At 69.9% G+C, this 16,483-nt stretch carries 12 protein-coding genes; 6 read left to right on the plus strand and 6 right to left on the minus strand.

The genetic code is table 11. The features are described from left to right. Nucleotides 1–8 precede the first annotated feature (8 nt). Entirely contained in the window at nucleotides 9–1,382 is a 1,374-nt protein-coding gene (locus tag IPJ59_RS17690) for a hypothetical protein (protein WP_293257108.1), read from the minus strand. A gap of 137 nt (nucleotides 1,383–1,519) precedes the next feature. On the opposite strand from IPJ59_RS17690, the gene IPJ59_RS17695 reads away from it, so the two are divergent. The 5 genes from IPJ59_RS17695 to IPJ59_RS17715 all read left to right on the plus strand — a co-directional run bounded on the left by IPJ59_RS17695 (nucleotide 1,520) and on the right by IPJ59_RS17715 (nucleotide 9,089). Further along, nucleotides 1,520–2,482, plus strand: coding sequence for a fatty acid desaturase family protein (locus tag IPJ59_RS17695; protein ID WP_293257105.1), 963 nt, complete (start codon nucleotides 1,520–1,522; stop codon nucleotides 2,480–2,482). Then, nucleotides 2,479–4,164 carry an NAD(P)/FAD-dependent oxidoreductase gene (locus IPJ59_RS17700; protein ID WP_293257102.1) on the plus strand — a complete coding sequence of 562 codons (1,686 nt, stop codon included), beginning with the start codon at nucleotides 2,479–2,481 and terminating at the stop codon, nucleotides 4,162–4,164. The genes IPJ59_RS17695 and IPJ59_RS17700 overlap by 4 nt, the downstream gene beginning before the upstream one ends. 56 nt (nucleotides 4,165–4,220) lie before the next feature. Then, nucleotides 4,221–5,840, plus strand: coding sequence for a DUF4414 domain-containing protein (locus tag IPJ59_RS17705; protein WP_293257099.1), 1,620 nt, complete (start codon nucleotides 4,221–4,223; stop codon nucleotides 5,838–5,840). Between the two features lie 137 nt (nucleotides 5,841–5,977). Next, nucleotides 5,978–8,509 (plus strand): FG-GAP repeat domain-containing protein, encoded by a 2,532-nt coding sequence (locus IPJ59_RS17710; RefSeq protein ID WP_293272599.1) that lies wholly within the window; start codon nucleotides 5,978–5,980, stop codon nucleotides 8,507–8,509. A 160-nt stretch (nucleotides 8,510–8,669) separates the two neighbouring features. Beyond that, nucleotides 8,670–9,089, plus strand: coding sequence for a hypothetical protein (locus tag IPJ59_RS17715; protein WP_293272600.1), 420 nt, complete (start codon nucleotides 8,670–8,672; stop codon nucleotides 9,087–9,089). On the opposite strand, the gene IPJ59_RS17720 is transcribed toward IPJ59_RS17715, so the two are convergent. The 4 genes from IPJ59_RS17720 to IPJ59_RS17735 all read right to left on the minus strand — a co-directional run bounded on the left by IPJ59_RS17720 (nucleotide 9,086) and on the right by IPJ59_RS17735 (nucleotide 14,377). Next, nucleotides 9,086–11,989: a response regulator gene (locus tag IPJ59_RS17720; RefSeq protein ID WP_293272601.1), complete on the minus strand. Its 2,904-nt coding sequence runs from the start codon at nucleotides 11,987–11,989 to the stop codon at nucleotides 9,086–9,088. The two genes, IPJ59_RS17715 and IPJ59_RS17720, sit on opposite strands and share 4 nt — an antisense overlap. A 237-nt stretch (nucleotides 11,990–12,226) precedes the next feature. Further along, nucleotides 12,227–13,027 (minus strand): dimethylarginine dimethylaminohydrolase family protein, encoded by an 801-nt coding sequence (locus IPJ59_RS17725; RefSeq protein ID WP_293257087.1) that lies wholly within the window; start codon nucleotides 13,025–13,027, stop codon nucleotides 12,227–12,229. Nucleotides 13,028–13,127: 100 nt separating this feature from the next. Beyond that, nucleotides 13,128–13,727 (minus strand): RCC1 domain-containing protein, encoded by a 600-nt coding sequence (locus IPJ59_RS17730; protein WP_293272602.1) that lies wholly within the window; start codon nucleotides 13,725–13,727, stop codon nucleotides 13,128–13,130. Beyond that, on the minus strand, nucleotides 13,724–14,377 hold the full coding sequence (locus IPJ59_RS17735) for an RCC1 domain-containing protein (RefSeq protein ID WP_293272603.1): 654 nt from the start codon (nucleotides 14,375–14,377) through the stop codon (nucleotides 13,724–13,726). The genes IPJ59_RS17730 and IPJ59_RS17735 overlap by 4 nt, the downstream gene beginning before the upstream one ends. Before the next feature lie 168 nt (nucleotides 14,378–14,545). On the opposite strand from IPJ59_RS17735, the gene IPJ59_RS17740 reads away from it, so the two are divergent. Next, the gene (locus IPJ59_RS17740) at nucleotides 14,546–14,881 is read left to right on the plus strand and encodes a hypothetical protein (protein ID WP_293257081.1); all 336 of its coding nucleotides are present in this window, start codon (nucleotides 14,546–14,548) and stop codon (nucleotides 14,879–14,881) included. A 66-nt stretch (nucleotides 14,882–14,947) separates the two neighbouring features. Here IPJ59_RS17740 and IPJ59_RS17745 read toward each other — a convergent pair whose 3' ends face one another. Beyond that, entirely contained in the window at nucleotides 14,948–16,375 is a 1,428-nt protein-coding gene (locus IPJ59_RS17745; RefSeq protein WP_293272604.1) for an NHL repeat-containing protein, read from the minus strand. Nucleotides 16,376–16,483 lie beyond the last annotated feature (108 nt).

Genomic DNA, 16,483 nt, shown 5'->3' on the forward strand with positions numbered 1-16,483 from the left:
CCGCGGCATCAGGCGTCGCGCAGCTTCAGCTCCCACACCCCCTTGAACACGCTCGGGTAATACACCGACCCGGCGAAGCCCGGGATGATCGCCAGCCCCGGCGGCAGGTCCGGGCTCTCGGCGAGCACCGCCCCGGTGTCCGGGTGGCGCCAGACCACGCGCTCCTTGCCGATCATGTACGCGAGCCAGGGGACGAGCCGCGACAGCTGCTTGCGCAGCAGCCAGGTCATCGGCGTGTCGATCAGCCGCGTCGCCACCAGCACACGCTCATCGGCCGGCCCGACCAGCACCAGGAAGCTGTACGAGCCCTGCGCGACCTGCCAGCGGCGCGAGAAGCCGCGCTCGGGGTCGAAGTCGAAGCAGGCGAGCTGGCCGATCAGCCCGTCGGTCGTGTACATGCGGCGATTCTCGGCGTCGTAGGTCAGCTTCGACGCGTTGAACGATCGCCCGCGGCCCGCGAAGGGCTGCACGCGGTGGGTCCGCGCCGGGTCGTCCTGCGAGATCGCGTGGATCGTGAAGGGCACCGGCGCCGGTCCGGCGTTGCCCTGCAGGAAGATCCAGCCGTCGCCCGTGGTGATCGCGCTCGCCGGCGTCTCGCCTGGCTGGCGGGTTCGCACCGGGCCCCACGCGGGATCGAGGGCCAGCGCGCCGGCCGTGTAGCGGTAGCGGAACACGTGGTCCTTGCCCGCCGCGTAGATATACGAGACCCCCCGGTGCACGCTCGCCGTGATCCGGCCGAGCAGGTGCTCCGGCGCCTTGATGCTCGTCACCACAGCCATCCGCCGCGGGTCGATCACCACGATATCCGAGGGTGTGTCCACCAGCCCCCCGCGGGACAGCGCGCGAAATCCGTTCTCCTCGCAGCCGGGCATTCGGTACAGCGACTTGGCGACCAGCATCCCGTCCGGCAGCACGATGAAGCCGTTGTACGTGGTATCTCGCGGCGCCTGGCCGGTCGGGAGCACGACGCTGGCGAGCACCTCGCCGGTCTCCGGATCGAGCCGCGCCGCGCGGTAGCCATGGATGACGTAGAGGAAGCCGTCGGCGTGGGCGCCGATGCCCCCGGGATAATTCCACTCGCGGGTCGCGGCGGTGTCGATCAGGCGCTGCGTCCACAGGGTCCGCCACGAGCGCGTGTCGACCCTGGTCACCCGCGCCCCGTCGAAGCCCTTGAACGCGAGCGAGCCGTGGAGCAGGAACAGCTCGTCGGCGCCGCGGGTGACCGCCGGCCAGCCGCCGTTGGGGCCGGCCAGCGGCCGCGCGTCGACCGTCACCGGCGCGGCCCGACGCCGCAGGTCGCAGACCGCCTCCGGGTATACGCTGGAGCGCGCCGAGTCGCCGTGCTCGGCGGGCGTGATCGTGGGATACCAGCCTTCGCGCATTGATCGCTCTCCCGGGCCGCAACCCTTGTACGCGGAAGCCCGCGTGGACCACAAGAGCCCATATACGCGCAGGCGCGACCAAGCGCGCCGTCGCGGTGGTGGACAGGCTCGGGGCCGCCGCGGCATCATGCCGGCGCTTGCATCCGCATGACTATATCGGCGAGGTCCCCGATCGCCTCCCGCCCGAGCTTGTCCGCGAGCTCTCGCGCATCGACGCCGTCCGCGGCCTGTTCGCGATCCTCGAGGAGTGGCTGGCGATCCTCGCTGCGGTGCTGCTGTGCGAGCATTACACCTGGTTGTATCCTCTGGCGATCTTCTTCATCGGCGCCCGCCAGCACGCGCTGGCCGTCCTCGGCCACGACGCGGTCCATCATCGCCTGCTCGGCCGCCGCAGCTTGAACGACTGGGTCGCGAACCTGTTCCTGTGGTGGCCGCTGTTCGCCACCAACGAGGTGTTCCGCCGCTATCATGGCCCCCATCACCGCCACATCGGCACCGACCAGGACGGCAACATCGAGCTGTGGCGCCTGCGCGGCGCCGACGGGCGCCCGACCCGCGAATGGACCTACCCGAAGACCGCCTGGCAGCTGGCCGCCAAGCTGCTGTGGCGCGGCTGCGGGCTGACGGGGCTCGGGCTGCTGCTGGTCGGGCTGCTGCGTCCGTTTCGCGTCGTCGGCCCGACCTACGGGCTCGTCCGCCTGCTCGCGTTGGCCTCCGTCGTCGCCGCCTTCGCCGCGGCGCAGCGCCTCGACCTGCTGCTGTATTACTGGATCATCCCGTTCTGCACATGGTTCATCGTCAGCAACTACATTCGCCTGATCTGCGAGCACAGCATGGTGCGCTCGGACCACCCGGTCTACGCGCTGACCCGCACCACCGTGCCCACCTGGCTCGACCTCGTCTTCATCGTCCCGCGCAACATCAGCTATCACTATGAACACCACTGCTACCCGAGCGTGCCGTTCTATCGCCTGCCCGAGCTGCACGCCGCGATGCGGCGGCTGCCAGGGTACCGTAAACACGCGCATGTCACCCACGGGATCGGCAGCGCCCTCCTCGAGTGCCTGCGCCGCCCAGGCGGCGCAGGGGAGCATGCATGAAGTCGGAGCATTGTGATGTCCTGGTCGTGGGCTCGAGCATCAGCGGCCTGATGACGGCCGCGTGGATCAAGCTCGAGCAGCCGGAGCTCGACGTGGTGGTCCTCGGCCCGCCGCCGGAGCGAGAGAAGCGGCCCTACGTCGGCGAGTCGCTGGTCGAGCCGGCGATCCTGTTCTTCCGCGAGCTCGGCATGGGGGAGTTCCTCGACACCCGCTGCGCGCTGAAGAATGGCCTCACCTTCTATCACAAGCTGCGCATCGACGACCCCGCGGACCGCCGCTACACCGTGCACGCGCCGGAGCGGCTGCACCACCTCGCGCGCCAGCTCAACCGCCCCGTGTTCGACCGGGCCCTGCGCGACCACGCCGAGGCGCTCGGCGTGCGGATGATCGACGGACTCGCGGAGGACATCGATATCACCACGGGCGGCGCCGATGGCACAGGCGGCGCGCCGCACCGGGTCCTGGCCCGCGTCGGTGACGCGACCGTCGAACTGACCAGCCGCTGGATCGTCGACGCGAGCGGCCGCCGCCGCCTCATCGGTCGCAAGGTCTCCAGCTACACCAAGCCCGAGCAGGGCCAGCGCTCGGCCTTCTGGGTCCGACTCGCGGATTTCAAGCCCTTCACCGGCGACATCGAGATGTCGCTGCGCAGGCCGCTCGCGTACGACATCTGGTACTCGACCCACCACTTCATGGGCCACGCCAACTGGATCTGGGGCATTCCCCTCCAGTCGAGCGAGCACGAGCGCCTGATCAGCTTCGGCATCACGTTTCGCCCCGATATCTTCCCCCGCGCCGATCGCATGACGACGGTCGAGCACTTCCTCGAGTACCTCGACGCCGAGCACCCCGCGCTCGCGGCGATGGTCCGCAGCGGCAAGGTGATCGACACTCACGTGTACCGCGAATACATCTACTGGGCCGACCAGATCTACTCGGAGGACGGCTGGTTCCTGGTCGGCGACGCCGCCCGCGCGGTCGACCCCCTCTACAGCACCGGCATGAGCATGACCTCGATCCAGGCGCTGCAGGTCTCGACGATGATCCGCCGTCAGCGCAGCGGCAGCCTCACTCGCGCCGACATCAGCGCGCTCGAGTCGCTGTGGATGAAGGTCGCTCGCCGCCGTCAGCTCGACATCGCCGACCAGTACGAATCGATGCACGACCCGCTCCAGGCCTGCATGCGCCGCTACTGGAACATCTGCGGGTGGTTCAACGCCCTCCTGCCGCTGTGGTGGAACGGCTTCTTCTCGGATCCCGCCGGCGCGCGCCTGGTCGCCCGTCTGTTCGCCGATCCCGACAGCTCCTCGGATACCGCGTGGGCGCTGTTTCGCGAGGTCTCGCGCGCGCTCGGCCCGGAGCTCGATCAGGCGACCTTCAATCGCAGCTCGGACCTCGACGAGATCCTCGATCTCCGCTTCGACTGCCCGCTCACCGAGCTGCCGCTGCACGTCTCGCGCATGTTCACCAAGCGCGTGCGCCTCCGCCTCGCGCTGGTGCGCCTCGGCGGCTGGGGCCTGCTGCCACGCCAGCTGCGCCCGCTCGCCCGCGACCTCGCGGCCGCCCTCGCGGCGCGCGTGCTGCTGCCGCGGATCGGCCGCGAGGCGTTCGCCAGCGTGACGCCGCCGCTGCACCGCCTCGTCGCCGCCGGCCTCGCCGGCAGCCCGAGCGCGGCTCGCTGACGCCGAGCTCCACGAAGCGCTGGAGATTTTCTCGCGGACCGAGCAAGCTCCGCGACATGTCCGATCGACCAGCCGCGACCGGCGCCGGGGGCTCCGGCGGTGATGATAGCTTCCCTGCGCTGTGCGCCGGCGTGGCGGAGCACTTCAAGGGCGTCACCCACAAGGGCCCGGTGCACCTGTTCACGACCGACGCGCCGCCGCTGCTCCCGATCTTCCTCGACGCGCTGCCGCCGGAGCTGCGCCAGGAGTACAGCTGCCACGCGTGCCGCAGGTTCATGGAGCGCTTCGGCGGGCTCGTGCGGGTCGGCGCCGACGGCCAGACCACGCCGGTGATGTGGGCTCCGGAGCGCGCGCCGGAGCCCTTCACGCCGGCGATCCGGGCGCTCGCCCGGGTGGTCCGCGCAGCACAGATCACCGGCGTGTTCCTCAGCAGCGAGAAGGTGTGGGGCCAGCCGCTCGCCGGCGGATGGGACCACCTCGCGGTCACGCCCGAAGATCGCTGCCTGTGCAAGCCGACGGCGGTGAAGACCGCGGGGCAGCTGGCCGCCGCGAAGCGGGAGGACCACGCGATCCTGCTGCGCGGCCTCGAGGAGTTCCCGATCGATCTCGTGAAGAACGCACATTCTCTGCTGACCAGCGAATCGCTGTTTCGCTCCGAGAAATGCATCGAGGTCGCCAAATGGCTGCAGGACCTGCACGCGCAGCGGCGGGCCGCCCACGACCCGCGGACCCGCGACAACCTCACCTGGCTGGCCGTCGCCGGCGCGCCGCCGGGCTTTTGCCACGTCCGCAGCACGATGATCGGCACCCTGCTCGAGGACCTCGCCGCCAAGCTCCCCTTCCCGGAGATCCAGGCCCGCTTCGCCGCCAAGATGCACCCGCTGCAATATCAGCGGCCGACCGCCCCGCCGAGCGCCGCCAACATCGCCGCGGCCGAGAAGATCATCGAGAAGTTGCGCGCCGCCGGCTCGCTCGAGCGAAGGTTCGCCCGCCTCGCCGACATCCGGCCGCTGTGGACCGCCGCGCCGCCGCCGGCCGGGGCAGGGCGCAAGGGCGTGTTCTCCAAGCTCAAGGCCAAGGGCAAGGGCGCGGCCCAGGTCGAAGCGCCCCCGGTGACGATGACCTGGGAGAAGTTCGCGCGGACGGTGCTGCCGACCGCCGAGCACATCGAATATCACGTACCGACGACGAATCAAATGTACCTCGGCATGGTCACGGCGAAGCACGCCGACGCCCCGCCGATCGTCCAGTGGGACTTCGAGGACGACCGCAATCCGGTCACTTTGTATGTCTACGTGAGCGGCTCGCCGCCCAGCCAGTGGAACCTCAAGGGCGACACCTGGCACCCGGTCAGCGCCGTGACGCTGCAGCCGGCGGCGTGGAGCACCCGCCACAAATTCACCCACCACGGCGACCGCGTGATCTTCATCCTCGAGGGCGCGAAGGACACCGGATATATCAGGGGTGCCGGCTTCTTCCCCGAATTCCTCAAGAGTGAATTCCACGAGATCCGCGCCACCCTTGAGGCCTATGCGAAGGACGCGGTGGTCGAGGGCAAGGACGACGCCTCGGCCTGCGGCATCTGCCTGAGCAAGGGCGGGACCTGGAACCTGCTGTTTCGCGTCACCGCGAAGGACGGCATGCGCAGCAGCTACAAGCTCGACCGCTGGGATTGACCCGGCTCGGGATCGCCACGGCGGCGAGAGCGGCGAGATTGCGCGCCATCGCGGTCGGTCCGGCAACATGCGTGCAAGTGCGCAGCGTACTCGCTCGCAGACTCTCGCTATCTCCCGCGTCGGGATACTATCGATCCATGGGATACAGTAAGTGGGTCGTGGGATGGGGTGTTGTGTTCGGCGTCGGCTGCGGCGACGACGGCGGGGCCAGTGCCAGCGGAGCCACCGAAGGCGCCACCGGGGGGACCACCCAGGGGGCACCGACCAGCGGCGACCCGGGCGGACCCACGAGCGCGACCGACGGCTCGGCGACCCAGGGCAGCATGTCGGCGACCGACAGCCAGGGCACGTCGATGGGCAGCGTCACGGACACGGTGACGGCGACGGCGACGGCGACGGCGACGGCGACGGCGACCGCCAGCGCGACCGACTCCGGCATGACGACGGGGAGCGGCCCGGGCACCGGCACGGACACCGGCGGCACCTCGGCGGGCACCACCGGCGGAGTCTGTCCCGTCGAGCTCGAGTGCGGCGACGTGTGCTGCGCCGAGGGCGATCTGTGCGTCGAGGGGCAGTGTCAGAAGGACTGCGGCGGACCGCCGCCCTGCGGCCCACAGCAGGACTGCTGCGCCGACAATGAGCTGTGCCACCTCGGCGCCTGCGTGGTGCCGGGCGGCGCGTGCATGCAGGCCACCTGCGCGACGATCGACGAGGGCGACTGTCCGGATGGCTTCTTCTGCGACCTGGATCTCAAGCTGTGCCTGCCCTCGGCGGCCGACGAGGACTGCCAGTACATCCCGCCGTCGGCGATGTTCGAGCCGGTCCCGAGCTTCACCTGGGGCACCCGGGCCAAGGTCGCCTGCGCCAACGTTTCGCAGTGTCAGACGGCCGAGGAGTGCGACGCCGGCTTCTGCAAGGTGACCTGGCCGCACCTCGACGTCGCCGGCAACGACATGCCGACGCACAACCAGTCGTCGTCGATCGCGGCGGTCGCCGACCTTGACCGCGACTGCACGCCGGAGATCGTCTTCAACACCTACCGCAACCTGACGATCACCAGCGACGGCGTGCTGCGGGCGATCCGCGGCGACACCGGCGCGAAGGTGTGGACCAACGCCGACCCGGCCTGGCGCACCAACAGCACGGCGAGCCCGGCGATCGGCGACCTCGAGAACGACGGCTACGCCGAGATCGTCATCGAGGGCCAGGGCAAGACCCTGCTCGCCTTCAAGCACGATGGCACGGGCCTGTGGAAGTCCGCCCCGTTCACGGGCGCGACCGGCAGCGGCGCGGTCGCGATCGCCAACATCGACAACGACGGCGAAAACGAGGTCGTGTTTGGCGCGGCGCTCTACGACTCGAAGGGCAAGAAGCTCTACGAGGGCGTGCCGGGCATCGGTCTCAACGGCCAGGGGCCGATCTCCTGCCTCGCCGACCTCAATGACGACGGCCGCCCGGAACTGATCGCCGGCCGCACCGCCTACACCTTCACGGGCCTGGTGGCCAACAACACCCTGGTCGGCAAGGTGCTGTGGACCGCCGCGCAGTCCGACGGCTTCTGCGGGATCGCCGATTTCAACGGCGACAATAAGCCCGAGGTGATCCTGGTCTCGAACGCGAATATCTACGCGCTCAACGGTCAGACCGGCGTCGTGCTCGCCCAGGCACCGATCCCCAACGGCGGCAAGGGCGGCCCGCCCAACATCGCCGACTTCGACGGCGACAAGGTGCCCGAGGTCGCGGCGGCTGGATCGAGCCAGTATATCGTATACAAGTACGCGGGCGGCAACGCCTTCAGCAAGCTGTGGGGCGCGGTGACCCAGGACGGCTCGTCGCAGGTCACGGGCAGCTCGGTCTTCGACTTCGACGGCGACGGCAACAACGAGGTCGTCTACAACGACGAGGTGTACATTCGCATCTACCCGGGCGTCGAGCCGGACTGCAAGAAGAACCCCAAGGGCCCGGCCTGCGACGGCAACATGACCGACGCTGAGGTGCTGTTCCGCGACCGCAATTCGTCGCGTACGCGCACCGAATACCCGGTGATCGCGGACGTGGACGGCGATTTCAAGGCGGAGATCGTGTTCCCGACCAACAACGACAGCGGCTTCAAGCTCGACGCGGGGATCGAGGTTTGGGGCGACCTGCGTGACAACTGGGTCTCGACCCGTCCCGTGTGGAACCAGCATTCGTATCATATCACCAACGTCGGCCTCATTGGCGAGATCCCGACGATTGAGCCGCCGAGCTGGTCGACGCCGATGGGCGAGCCGTACAACAGCTATCGTCGCAACGCCCAGGGCGAGGGCGACAGCGTCTTCTGCGCCCCGGACCTGCAGGCGAAGGACCTGGGGGTCGTCTACGAGTCGTGCCCGGCCCTCGAGATGACGGTCACCGTGGCGAACCTCGGCTGCCTCGGGGTCGGCCCGGGGGTGAAGGTGTCGTTCTACGAGCAGACGCTCGGCTACCTCGGCACGGCGGTCACGGTCGGTCCGCTGCCGGCGGGGGCCAGCGAGCAGGTGCAGCTGAACTTCGTCACCGACCAGAAGCCCAGCGAGATCTGGGCGGTGGTCGACGAGGACGACAAAATGATGGGTGTGCTCAATGAGTGCAAGGAAAACAATAACAAGACCCCGACCGAGCTGGTCTGCGTGCCAGAGCCGGACTGATCGAAGCGCGGGTCCGCGGGCTCCGGGATACGGGGCCCGCGAACCCGGCGGGGCGGCCCGGGGCGGCCCGGGCGGCCCCGGGCCGCTCGCCCGCGTCGACCGGGCGAGATTTGGGATCGACAGGCGCGGCCCGGCGGCGCACGCTCGGTGAGACCCGCCCATGCCCGGCCTCTACGCGCCCCCGAAGTCCGCCGAACCCCCCTCGCCCGCGCGCGAGCTGCTGCTGCGCAGCGGCGCGTTCGACGTGGTCGGCCTGGCTGACAAGGCGAGCGCGACCCGGCGGCGCCGGCTGCCACCGCGGGGGCTCCTGCGGCTGCTCATTCCTCGCACCCGCGTCCAGCTGCACCCGGGTGGGCGCTGGACCGTGCGCCCGGATGGCATCGCGACCGGCGCCCTCGTCGTATTTCTCGGCGGCATCGTCACCGAGCTGACCATGGACCGTGCCACCTATCCGCGGGACTATCCGCCAGCGTTCGTGCCCTGCCTGGCGCTGATCTATGTCACCCTCCTGGTGATCGAGCTGCGGATCACTCGCCGCGCCGTGCTGCGTGCACTGGCCTCGCCAGGCTCCGCAGCCTAGACAGGCCCGCGGCGGGCCGCCAAGATCCGCTCGAGCAGCGCGAGGTCGACGGGCTTGGTGACATGGGTATCGAAGCCGGCCGCGAGCGCCTGGAGGCGATCGTTCTCGTCTGCGTGTCCGGTCATGGCGATGAGCAAGACGGTGCTGCCGAGCGCCGCGCGGACCCGCCGCGCCACCTCGTAGCCGTCCATTCGTGGCAGGCCGACGTCGATGATCGCCACGTCGGGCTTCACCGCGAGGATGCGCGCCAGCCCCTCGACCCCGTCGGCCGTCTCCTCGACGCGATATCCGCTGTGTTCGAGGAGCTCGCGGAAGGTCACGCGAATGTCGTCGCTGTCCTCCACGAGCACGATCGTGCGCGCTGTCGCGACAGTGGTCGCATGGGTCACACTGGCCAAGGCGTCGCCCTGTGGCCGCGCGCCGGGCGGTGCGCCGCTGCCGACGCGGTCCAGGTATCTTGACAGTTCATTCACGCGATCGCGCGAGGCCCGGGCGTCGGTGCTCCTGGCCACCTGTTCGAGGGCCGCGCCGATATCGGTGATCGCCTGGAAGCCGAAGCTGGCCCCCGCGCCCTTCATGCAGTGTCCGAGGCGCTCGACCGTCTCGAAGTCGCCGCGCGCCAGGGCGTCGAACATCGTGATGACGTCCTGCCGGCGGCTCTGCAGGAACATGGGCACGCGCGCCGCCAAGGTCGGGTGGATGGGCCCGGCCGGGCCGGTCTCCGCGGATGGCGGTGCGGCCCGCGAATGCTCCTGGATCGCCTGCAGCAGCACATCCTGCTTGATCGGCTTGGTCAGGAACGCGGTGCAGCCGGCCGCGAGGCACTTCTCGCGGTCGCCCTTGAGGGCCGAGGCCGTCAGCGCGAGGATCGGCGTCGGCGGGCGGTCGTTGGCCTGCTCCCACGCGCGGATCGTCCGCGTCGCCGTGAGGCCGTCCATCACCGGCATCTGGCGGTCCATCAGGACGAGGTCGTAGTGGCGGGCCGCGAACATCTCGCAGGCGATCGCGCCGGTCTCGGCGATCTCGACCCGGTACGGCGTGTCCTCCAGGTATGCGATCGTGATCGTGCAGTTGTCGGGCGAGTCCTCGGCCAGCAAGATCCGCAGCGCCCGCGGTGGCGACTCGGGCCCCGCGTCGACCGGCACCGCCGCCCGCCGCGTGGCTCCGGCCCAGATCTCGAACGGCACGGCGAACGAGAACACGCTGCCCTGGTTGACCACGCTCTCGACCCAGATGCGCCCGCCCATCAGCTCGACCAGGCGCCGCGAGATCGTGAGACCCAGCCCCGAGCCGCCGAACCTGCGGGTCGTCGACGAGTCGGCTTGCATGAAGCGTTCGAACACCCGGCTCAATTTCTCGCCGGGGATGCCGATGCCCGTGTCGGAGACCGTGAAGCGCAGCGCGGTCGGCACCGAGGAGTCCGCGTCCGGCATGACGTGCAGCGACACCTCGCCGGACTCCGTGAACTTGATCGCGTTGCCGACCAGATTGAGCAGCACCTGGCGCAGGCGGGTCGGGTCGCCGACCAGCTCGGTCGGCACGTCCGGGGCGATCTCGCAGATCAGGGTCAGCCGCTTCTCATGGGCCCGGACCGCCACCATCTCCGTCACCTTCTCCAGCAGGTCGACCAGCGAGAAGCCGGTCCGCTCGAGCTCGAGCTGCGAGGCCTCGACCTTGGAGAGGTCGAGGATGTCATTGATGAGATTGAGCAGGTTGTCGCCGGCGCGGCGGAAGATCTGCACATACTTGTCCTGCTCCGGCGTCAGCCGGGTCTTCGCCAGCAGGTCGGCGATGCCCATGATCGCGTTCATCGGCGTACGGATCTCGTGGCTCATGCTGGCCAGGAAGTCCGACTTGGTCCGGCTCGCGCTCTCGGCCACGGCCCGGGCCTGCTTGAGCTCCGCCTCCACGAGCTTGCGCTCGGTGATGTCGCGCGCCGCGGCGAACACGCCCTGCAAGGTGCGACCGCGGTCATAGAAGGTGGTCGCGTTGTAGGACACGACCGTCCGCTTGCCGTTGCGCGCGCAGGCCGTCAGCTCGTAGTCGGTGACCTTCTTCTCGCTGAGCACCCGCCGAATGCCGGCCTCGGCGCGCTCCGGGTCGGTGAAATAGTCCTTGAACGGGGCGCCGATCAGCTCGTCGCGGGTCGAGCCGGTGAGCGCCTCCATCTGCTTGTTCACGTCGGTGATGATGCCGGAGGGGTCGGTGGTCATCAGCGCGTCGATGTTGGACTCGATCAGCGAGCGCGTATAAAACTGCTGGTCGCGCAGGCGCTGGTCGAGCTTCTTCTGCTCGGCCTCGACGAGCTTGCGCGCCGTGTTATCGGTGCCGATCAGGAGATAGCCGATGATCGCGCCGGGGGCGTCGCGCAGCGCCGTGACCGAGACCACCGCCGGGAATCGGCTGCCGTCCTTGCGGAAGTAGGTCAGCTCGTAGATGTCCTCGATGCCGCGCGAGGCCTTGAACACCAGCGCCTCGAAGCCCGGCGTGATCGGGGTCCCGAGCTCGATGCTCAGGGCCCTCGCGCGGGCGATCACCTCCTGCGGATCGGAGATATCCGCGGGCGTGATCTTGTTCAGCACCTCGGCGGCCGTATAGCCGAGCATGCGCTCGGCGCCGACGTTGAAGATCTGGATGACGCCCTTGGCGTCGGTGGCGATGCTCGAGAAGTTGGCGCTGTTGAGGATGGCGCTCTGCAGCGCCCCGGCCTTCAGCAGCACCGCCTTCGCCTGCTTGCGCAGCGCCACTGGGCTGCCGCCAGCCGCGAGCGCGGACGGCTTGATGCGGACGCGCAGCGGGGCGGCGAGGGTCGCGGTGCGCGTCGGCAGGCTCCGCGGCGCGAGGGCCTTGGGACGCAGGAGCTTGCGCCGGGCCGGGCCGGCGGTCGTGTCATCGTCCATCACGCACCATGCCCCGTTCCTCGCGAGAGGCTCACGCCATGCGCACCGGCGCTGGCGCCCGGGCGCCGCTGTGCCGGTCCTCGCGTGGGCCTGCGAGGAACCAGCACCCCGCTGGCGAGCGCACGGGCCTCGCGCGTCCGGCGGCGTCCGTGACGGGCCGTCGCTGGTCCTCCTGAGTGAGCGGCGGACGGTCGCCCGATGCGCAGGGTCCGCCGGGTCAGGTCGCGCTGGTGTCGGTCAGGCGCACCATGTACCGGGAGCAGGCAGGCGCAGCGAGAGGCAGGTCAACGCGCCATCGCCCCGGTGAAACTCGGAGACGTCGAGGCTCACCACCTCGTAACCGCGGCCGAGCAGCAGCGCCGCGGTGGCTGGCGCGTCGGCGGAGACCAGCAGGCGGGGCCCGAGGGCGAGGACGTTGCCGCCAGCCGGTTCGGACACGCGTAGCAGGTCGAGGCCCGCCGCAGTGAACGGTGCAGGGTCGAGCGCGCCGTCGTGCAGCACCAGCGTGTGTTCGTCGATCAGCGTGACCGCGCTCTTGAGGTGGAGGCCGGCCGCGACCGGGACGGTGCGCAGCTCGAGGCCCTCGCGCGCCGCGACGGCGGCGAGGCTCCGGGCGCCCGCGGCGTCGGTGCGTTGCGACAGGCCGACGAACAGCAGCGGGCCGGCGCGGAGGACGTCGCCGCCATCGAGGATCGCCGGCGCCGCCATCGTGTGCAGCTCGCAGCGCGCGCGCAGGGCCGCGGCGACCGGCCCGCACTCGCCGCGGCGAGACGGCGCGCCGGGCCGGGAGATCAACGCGTGCGCCCCCAGGATCACCGCCGTGTCCTCGATGAAGCAGGCGTCCGGGTGGGCCTCATCGGCGGCCAGGCGCAGGACCTCGACGCCCGCGGCGGCGAGCGCCGCGACGTAGTCGCGATGTTGCAGGCGAGCCCGCGCCACGTCGAGCGGGAGCTCACCGCTGCGGAGGCAATGCAGATATGCGTCGGGTACGTCGCGGACGATCGCCGTATGCGGGGCGTGGAAGCCGGGGCTGGGCATGCGGCCGCGACGATACCGCGGTTCGCGACGCAATCGCCGTGGGCTCGCTGTTCAGCGGTCCGCTCGCGCCACCCCTGCCACCGTGGCGCTGCGTGGCGCGTCACAGGCTGACGGGGCCAGGCCAGGCGCCGTCCGCTGTGACGCGCCCGAACTGCAGGCCGGGCCGGCGACCCCAGCACCACACGGCGCCGTCGCTGCGCAGGGCGCAGCTGTGCTCGCGGCCCGCGACGATCTGCGTCGCAGTGCCGACCTCGGCGACGGCGACCGGGGCGTCGCGGTCGTGGGTGCTGCCGTCGCCGAGCTGACTGTTGCCATTGCTGCCCCAGCAGCGCAGCGCGCCGTCCGTGAGGCGCGCGCAGCTATGATAGCCGCCCGTCGAGATCTCGACCACGCCCTGCAACCCGGCCACCGCGACGGGCGCCGTGCTGTCGCGCCGCGATCCCCGGCCGAGCTGGCCGTATTCGTTGGAGCCCCAGCAGCTCACCGCGCCGGTGTCGTGCAGCGCGCAGCTGTGGTTCTCACCGATCGACAGCTGCTTCACGCCGGCGAGCTTCGGGACGACGACGGGCGTGCGCTTCACCGCCTGCTTGCCGACGCTGCCGTCGCCGAGCTGGCCGAACTCGTTCCAGCCCCAGCATTGCACGGTCTGGTCGGCCATCACGGCGCAGCCGTGGAATCCCCCGAGCGCGATCTGCTTCACGCCCGTGAGCGGCGGGGGCCCGGCGTCGGGGCCGGACGGTCGACCTCGCTGCCGTCGCCGAATTGCCCGACGTTGTTGCGGCCCCAGAAGCGGAGGCTCCCGTCGCCGAGCAGCGCCGCCGCGTGCCAGTCACCGGCGTCGATCTGGGTCGCGCCCGCGAGGCCCTGCACCGCCGCTGGCGTCGCTCGCGTGGCGCCGAGGGTCGAGCCCGTACCGAGCTGGCCCATCGAATCGCTGCCCCAGCATTCGACGGTGCCGTCGCTGCGCCGCGCGCAGCTGAAATTATCGCCGAGCGCCAGCTCGACCACACCGGTCAGCCCCTTGATCGTCGCCGGCGTCGCGGCTTGCGGCGCCGCGATGCCGAGCTGCCCCTCATCATTCATGCCCCAGCAGCGCACGCTGGTGTCCGATAGCAGCAGGCAGGTATGGCTGCTGCCGGCGGCGATCGCTCGCACCACCGGGGGCAGGGTGGGCGCGGGCGGGCTCACGGCCGTGGTGGGCGGCGGGCTGACGGGCTCGGGCGCCGCTGCGATCGGTGCGGCGGCCACGGGTGTCGGCGCGGGCGCGGGCGCATTGGGTCCGCCACACGCCGTAATCAACACGAGCATCAGGGTACCGGGGAGGGGTGCTGCGGCCCGCGAGGTCGACATGCCGCGAGTCTACCGGAGCCCCGGGGTGACGGCCGACAAAAGCACGGTGCGAAGTCGCTCGGCTCGTGTCGCTGCGGCGGCGAGCTGACGCATGGCCCGTGATACGGTGTCGCGGTGCGACGAGACCGCCTGCTGACCACCATTCGACGCGATTTGATCGTACCGGCCGTGCTGGCGGTCTCCTCGGTTGCACCTGCGTGCGGCGGCAAGGACGGGACCACCACTGGTTCCACGGGCAAGGCGGAGGCCACGACTGAGATGATGCCAACCAGCACCGGCACCACAGGTACAGAAGCGGGTACAGCTGGTAGCACGAGCGGCGAATTGCCCGACTGTCGCATGTACGACGGCCAGGACGAGACCTGCTCGAGCATGTTCGAGTGTATCTACCTGCTCAGCCAGGACGTGTGCATCGTCCGCTGCAACTACTTCCACGACCAGGCCACCTGCGAGATGCAAGAGTATTGCTATTGGGATACTGGCGGCTGCTATCTCGCTGTATGATAGGTCGCAGAGCAGCCGGTCGGGCTGCAGGACCACAAGAGACTCCCGGAGCCCTCCGCCTGCCGCCTACAGCGGCGGCAGGCAGGTGACGTTGAAGAGCGCGTTGCCGGTGAAGTCGGAGTATGTATACGGGCGATTGAGGCCGTCGTAGGAGTCGACGACCGTCAGCGTGTCGACGTCGATCTTCATGACGACCTCGGGGTCGATCGGGTTGTTGCCGTCATCGACATCGGAGTAGTTGACGGCCCACAGGAAGCCCTTGGCGTCGAAGCCGATGCCCTTCATGTAATACGGCGTCTTGAAGACCGGGCCGAGCGCGAGGGTCTCGATGTTCACGGCGGTGATGCCGTTGCCCGAGGCGACCCACATCAAGTCATCGAGGCCCTCGGCCAGACCGGCGCCGCTGTAGAACCCGGGCACGAGGTCCCAGGTCTCGGTCTCCGGGTCGAAGCGGCCCGCGCCGATCATGCTGACCGCGTTGGAGGACAGCCAGACGCGATTCTTGTGGTCGACGGTGATCCCGTAGGGCCCGACCTCCGTCGGCACCTTCCAGATCTTGTAGGCGAAGTTGTCGATGTACACGCGCGCCATCTTGCTCTGGCCGAGGAAGCCGAGCGGGGTGAAGAAGAGGTCGCCGTGGGTGTTCACGGCGGCGCCGTAGGCCCCGTAACCCTCGCCCGAGAAGGTCGGGATGGTGATCTGCTTGTCGATCTTGCCGGTCTCGCCGTCGACCAGCGAGACGATGACGCCGCCGGCAGCGCCCATCCCGGGGAACAGGCCCGGCTTCTCGCTCATCACCGTCCACACCTTCTCGCCGGTGGTGTTGCAGCTGCCCGGCAGGACCGAGCCCTGCGTCCACGCGACCGGGCGCTGGTTGCTGGTCGGGAAATCGATGTACCAGGCGCGGCACTCCTCCATGTCCCACGCGAGCACGTCATCCTTGCCGGTCGAGGTCTGGATGCCCGGGACCCCGTTGGTGTCCTTGCAATCCGCCTTGTCCGCGTAGAACTTGACGAGGCCGCCGTGGCGGTTGGCGACCGCGACGTCGCCCTTGAGCGAGACCGAGGTCCGCGAGGGGTTGCCCATGCCGTCGGGTCGCGTGATATAGCGGGCCTCTTCGGCGAGGGTGGTCATATTGATCTTCGAGACCGTGCCCTCCACGGAGTTGGCGACCCAGACATAGTTGAACTCACAGCCGCAGGCGAGGCCCCCGTCCGGCACGCCGAGGTCGAGCTTGGGCCCGTTGCCGCCGGTGGTGGTGGGCACGTCCGGGCCGGTGGCGTCGGAGGCGGAGGCGGAACCATCGGTCGCGCTGACGCCGGTCGTGGGTTCGGTCGCCCCGTTGGTGGGGTTGGTCGGGTTGGTCGGGTTCGTGACCGCGGTCGCGGAGTCGGAGGCGCTCGCCGAGCCCTGCGAATCGTCCCCGCATGCGAGGGTCGCCGAGACGGCCGCAGAGCAAAAAACCAGGAGCGTGGCGCGGTCTGACGAGCTCATTTGCGCACGGTACACCTCCGCCAAGCTCCTGGCCAGCCCCCGCGGTGGGCTCTGAACGCGGCCCGGAGGCATCGAGCTTTCGCGGATGTGCCGGGCCCGCGGTGCTCA

The sequence above is a fragment of the Nannocystis sp. genome, assembly GCF_016714285.1.
Taxonomy (GTDB): domain Bacteria; phylum Myxococcota_A; class Polyangia; order Nannocystales; family Nannocystaceae; genus Nannocystis.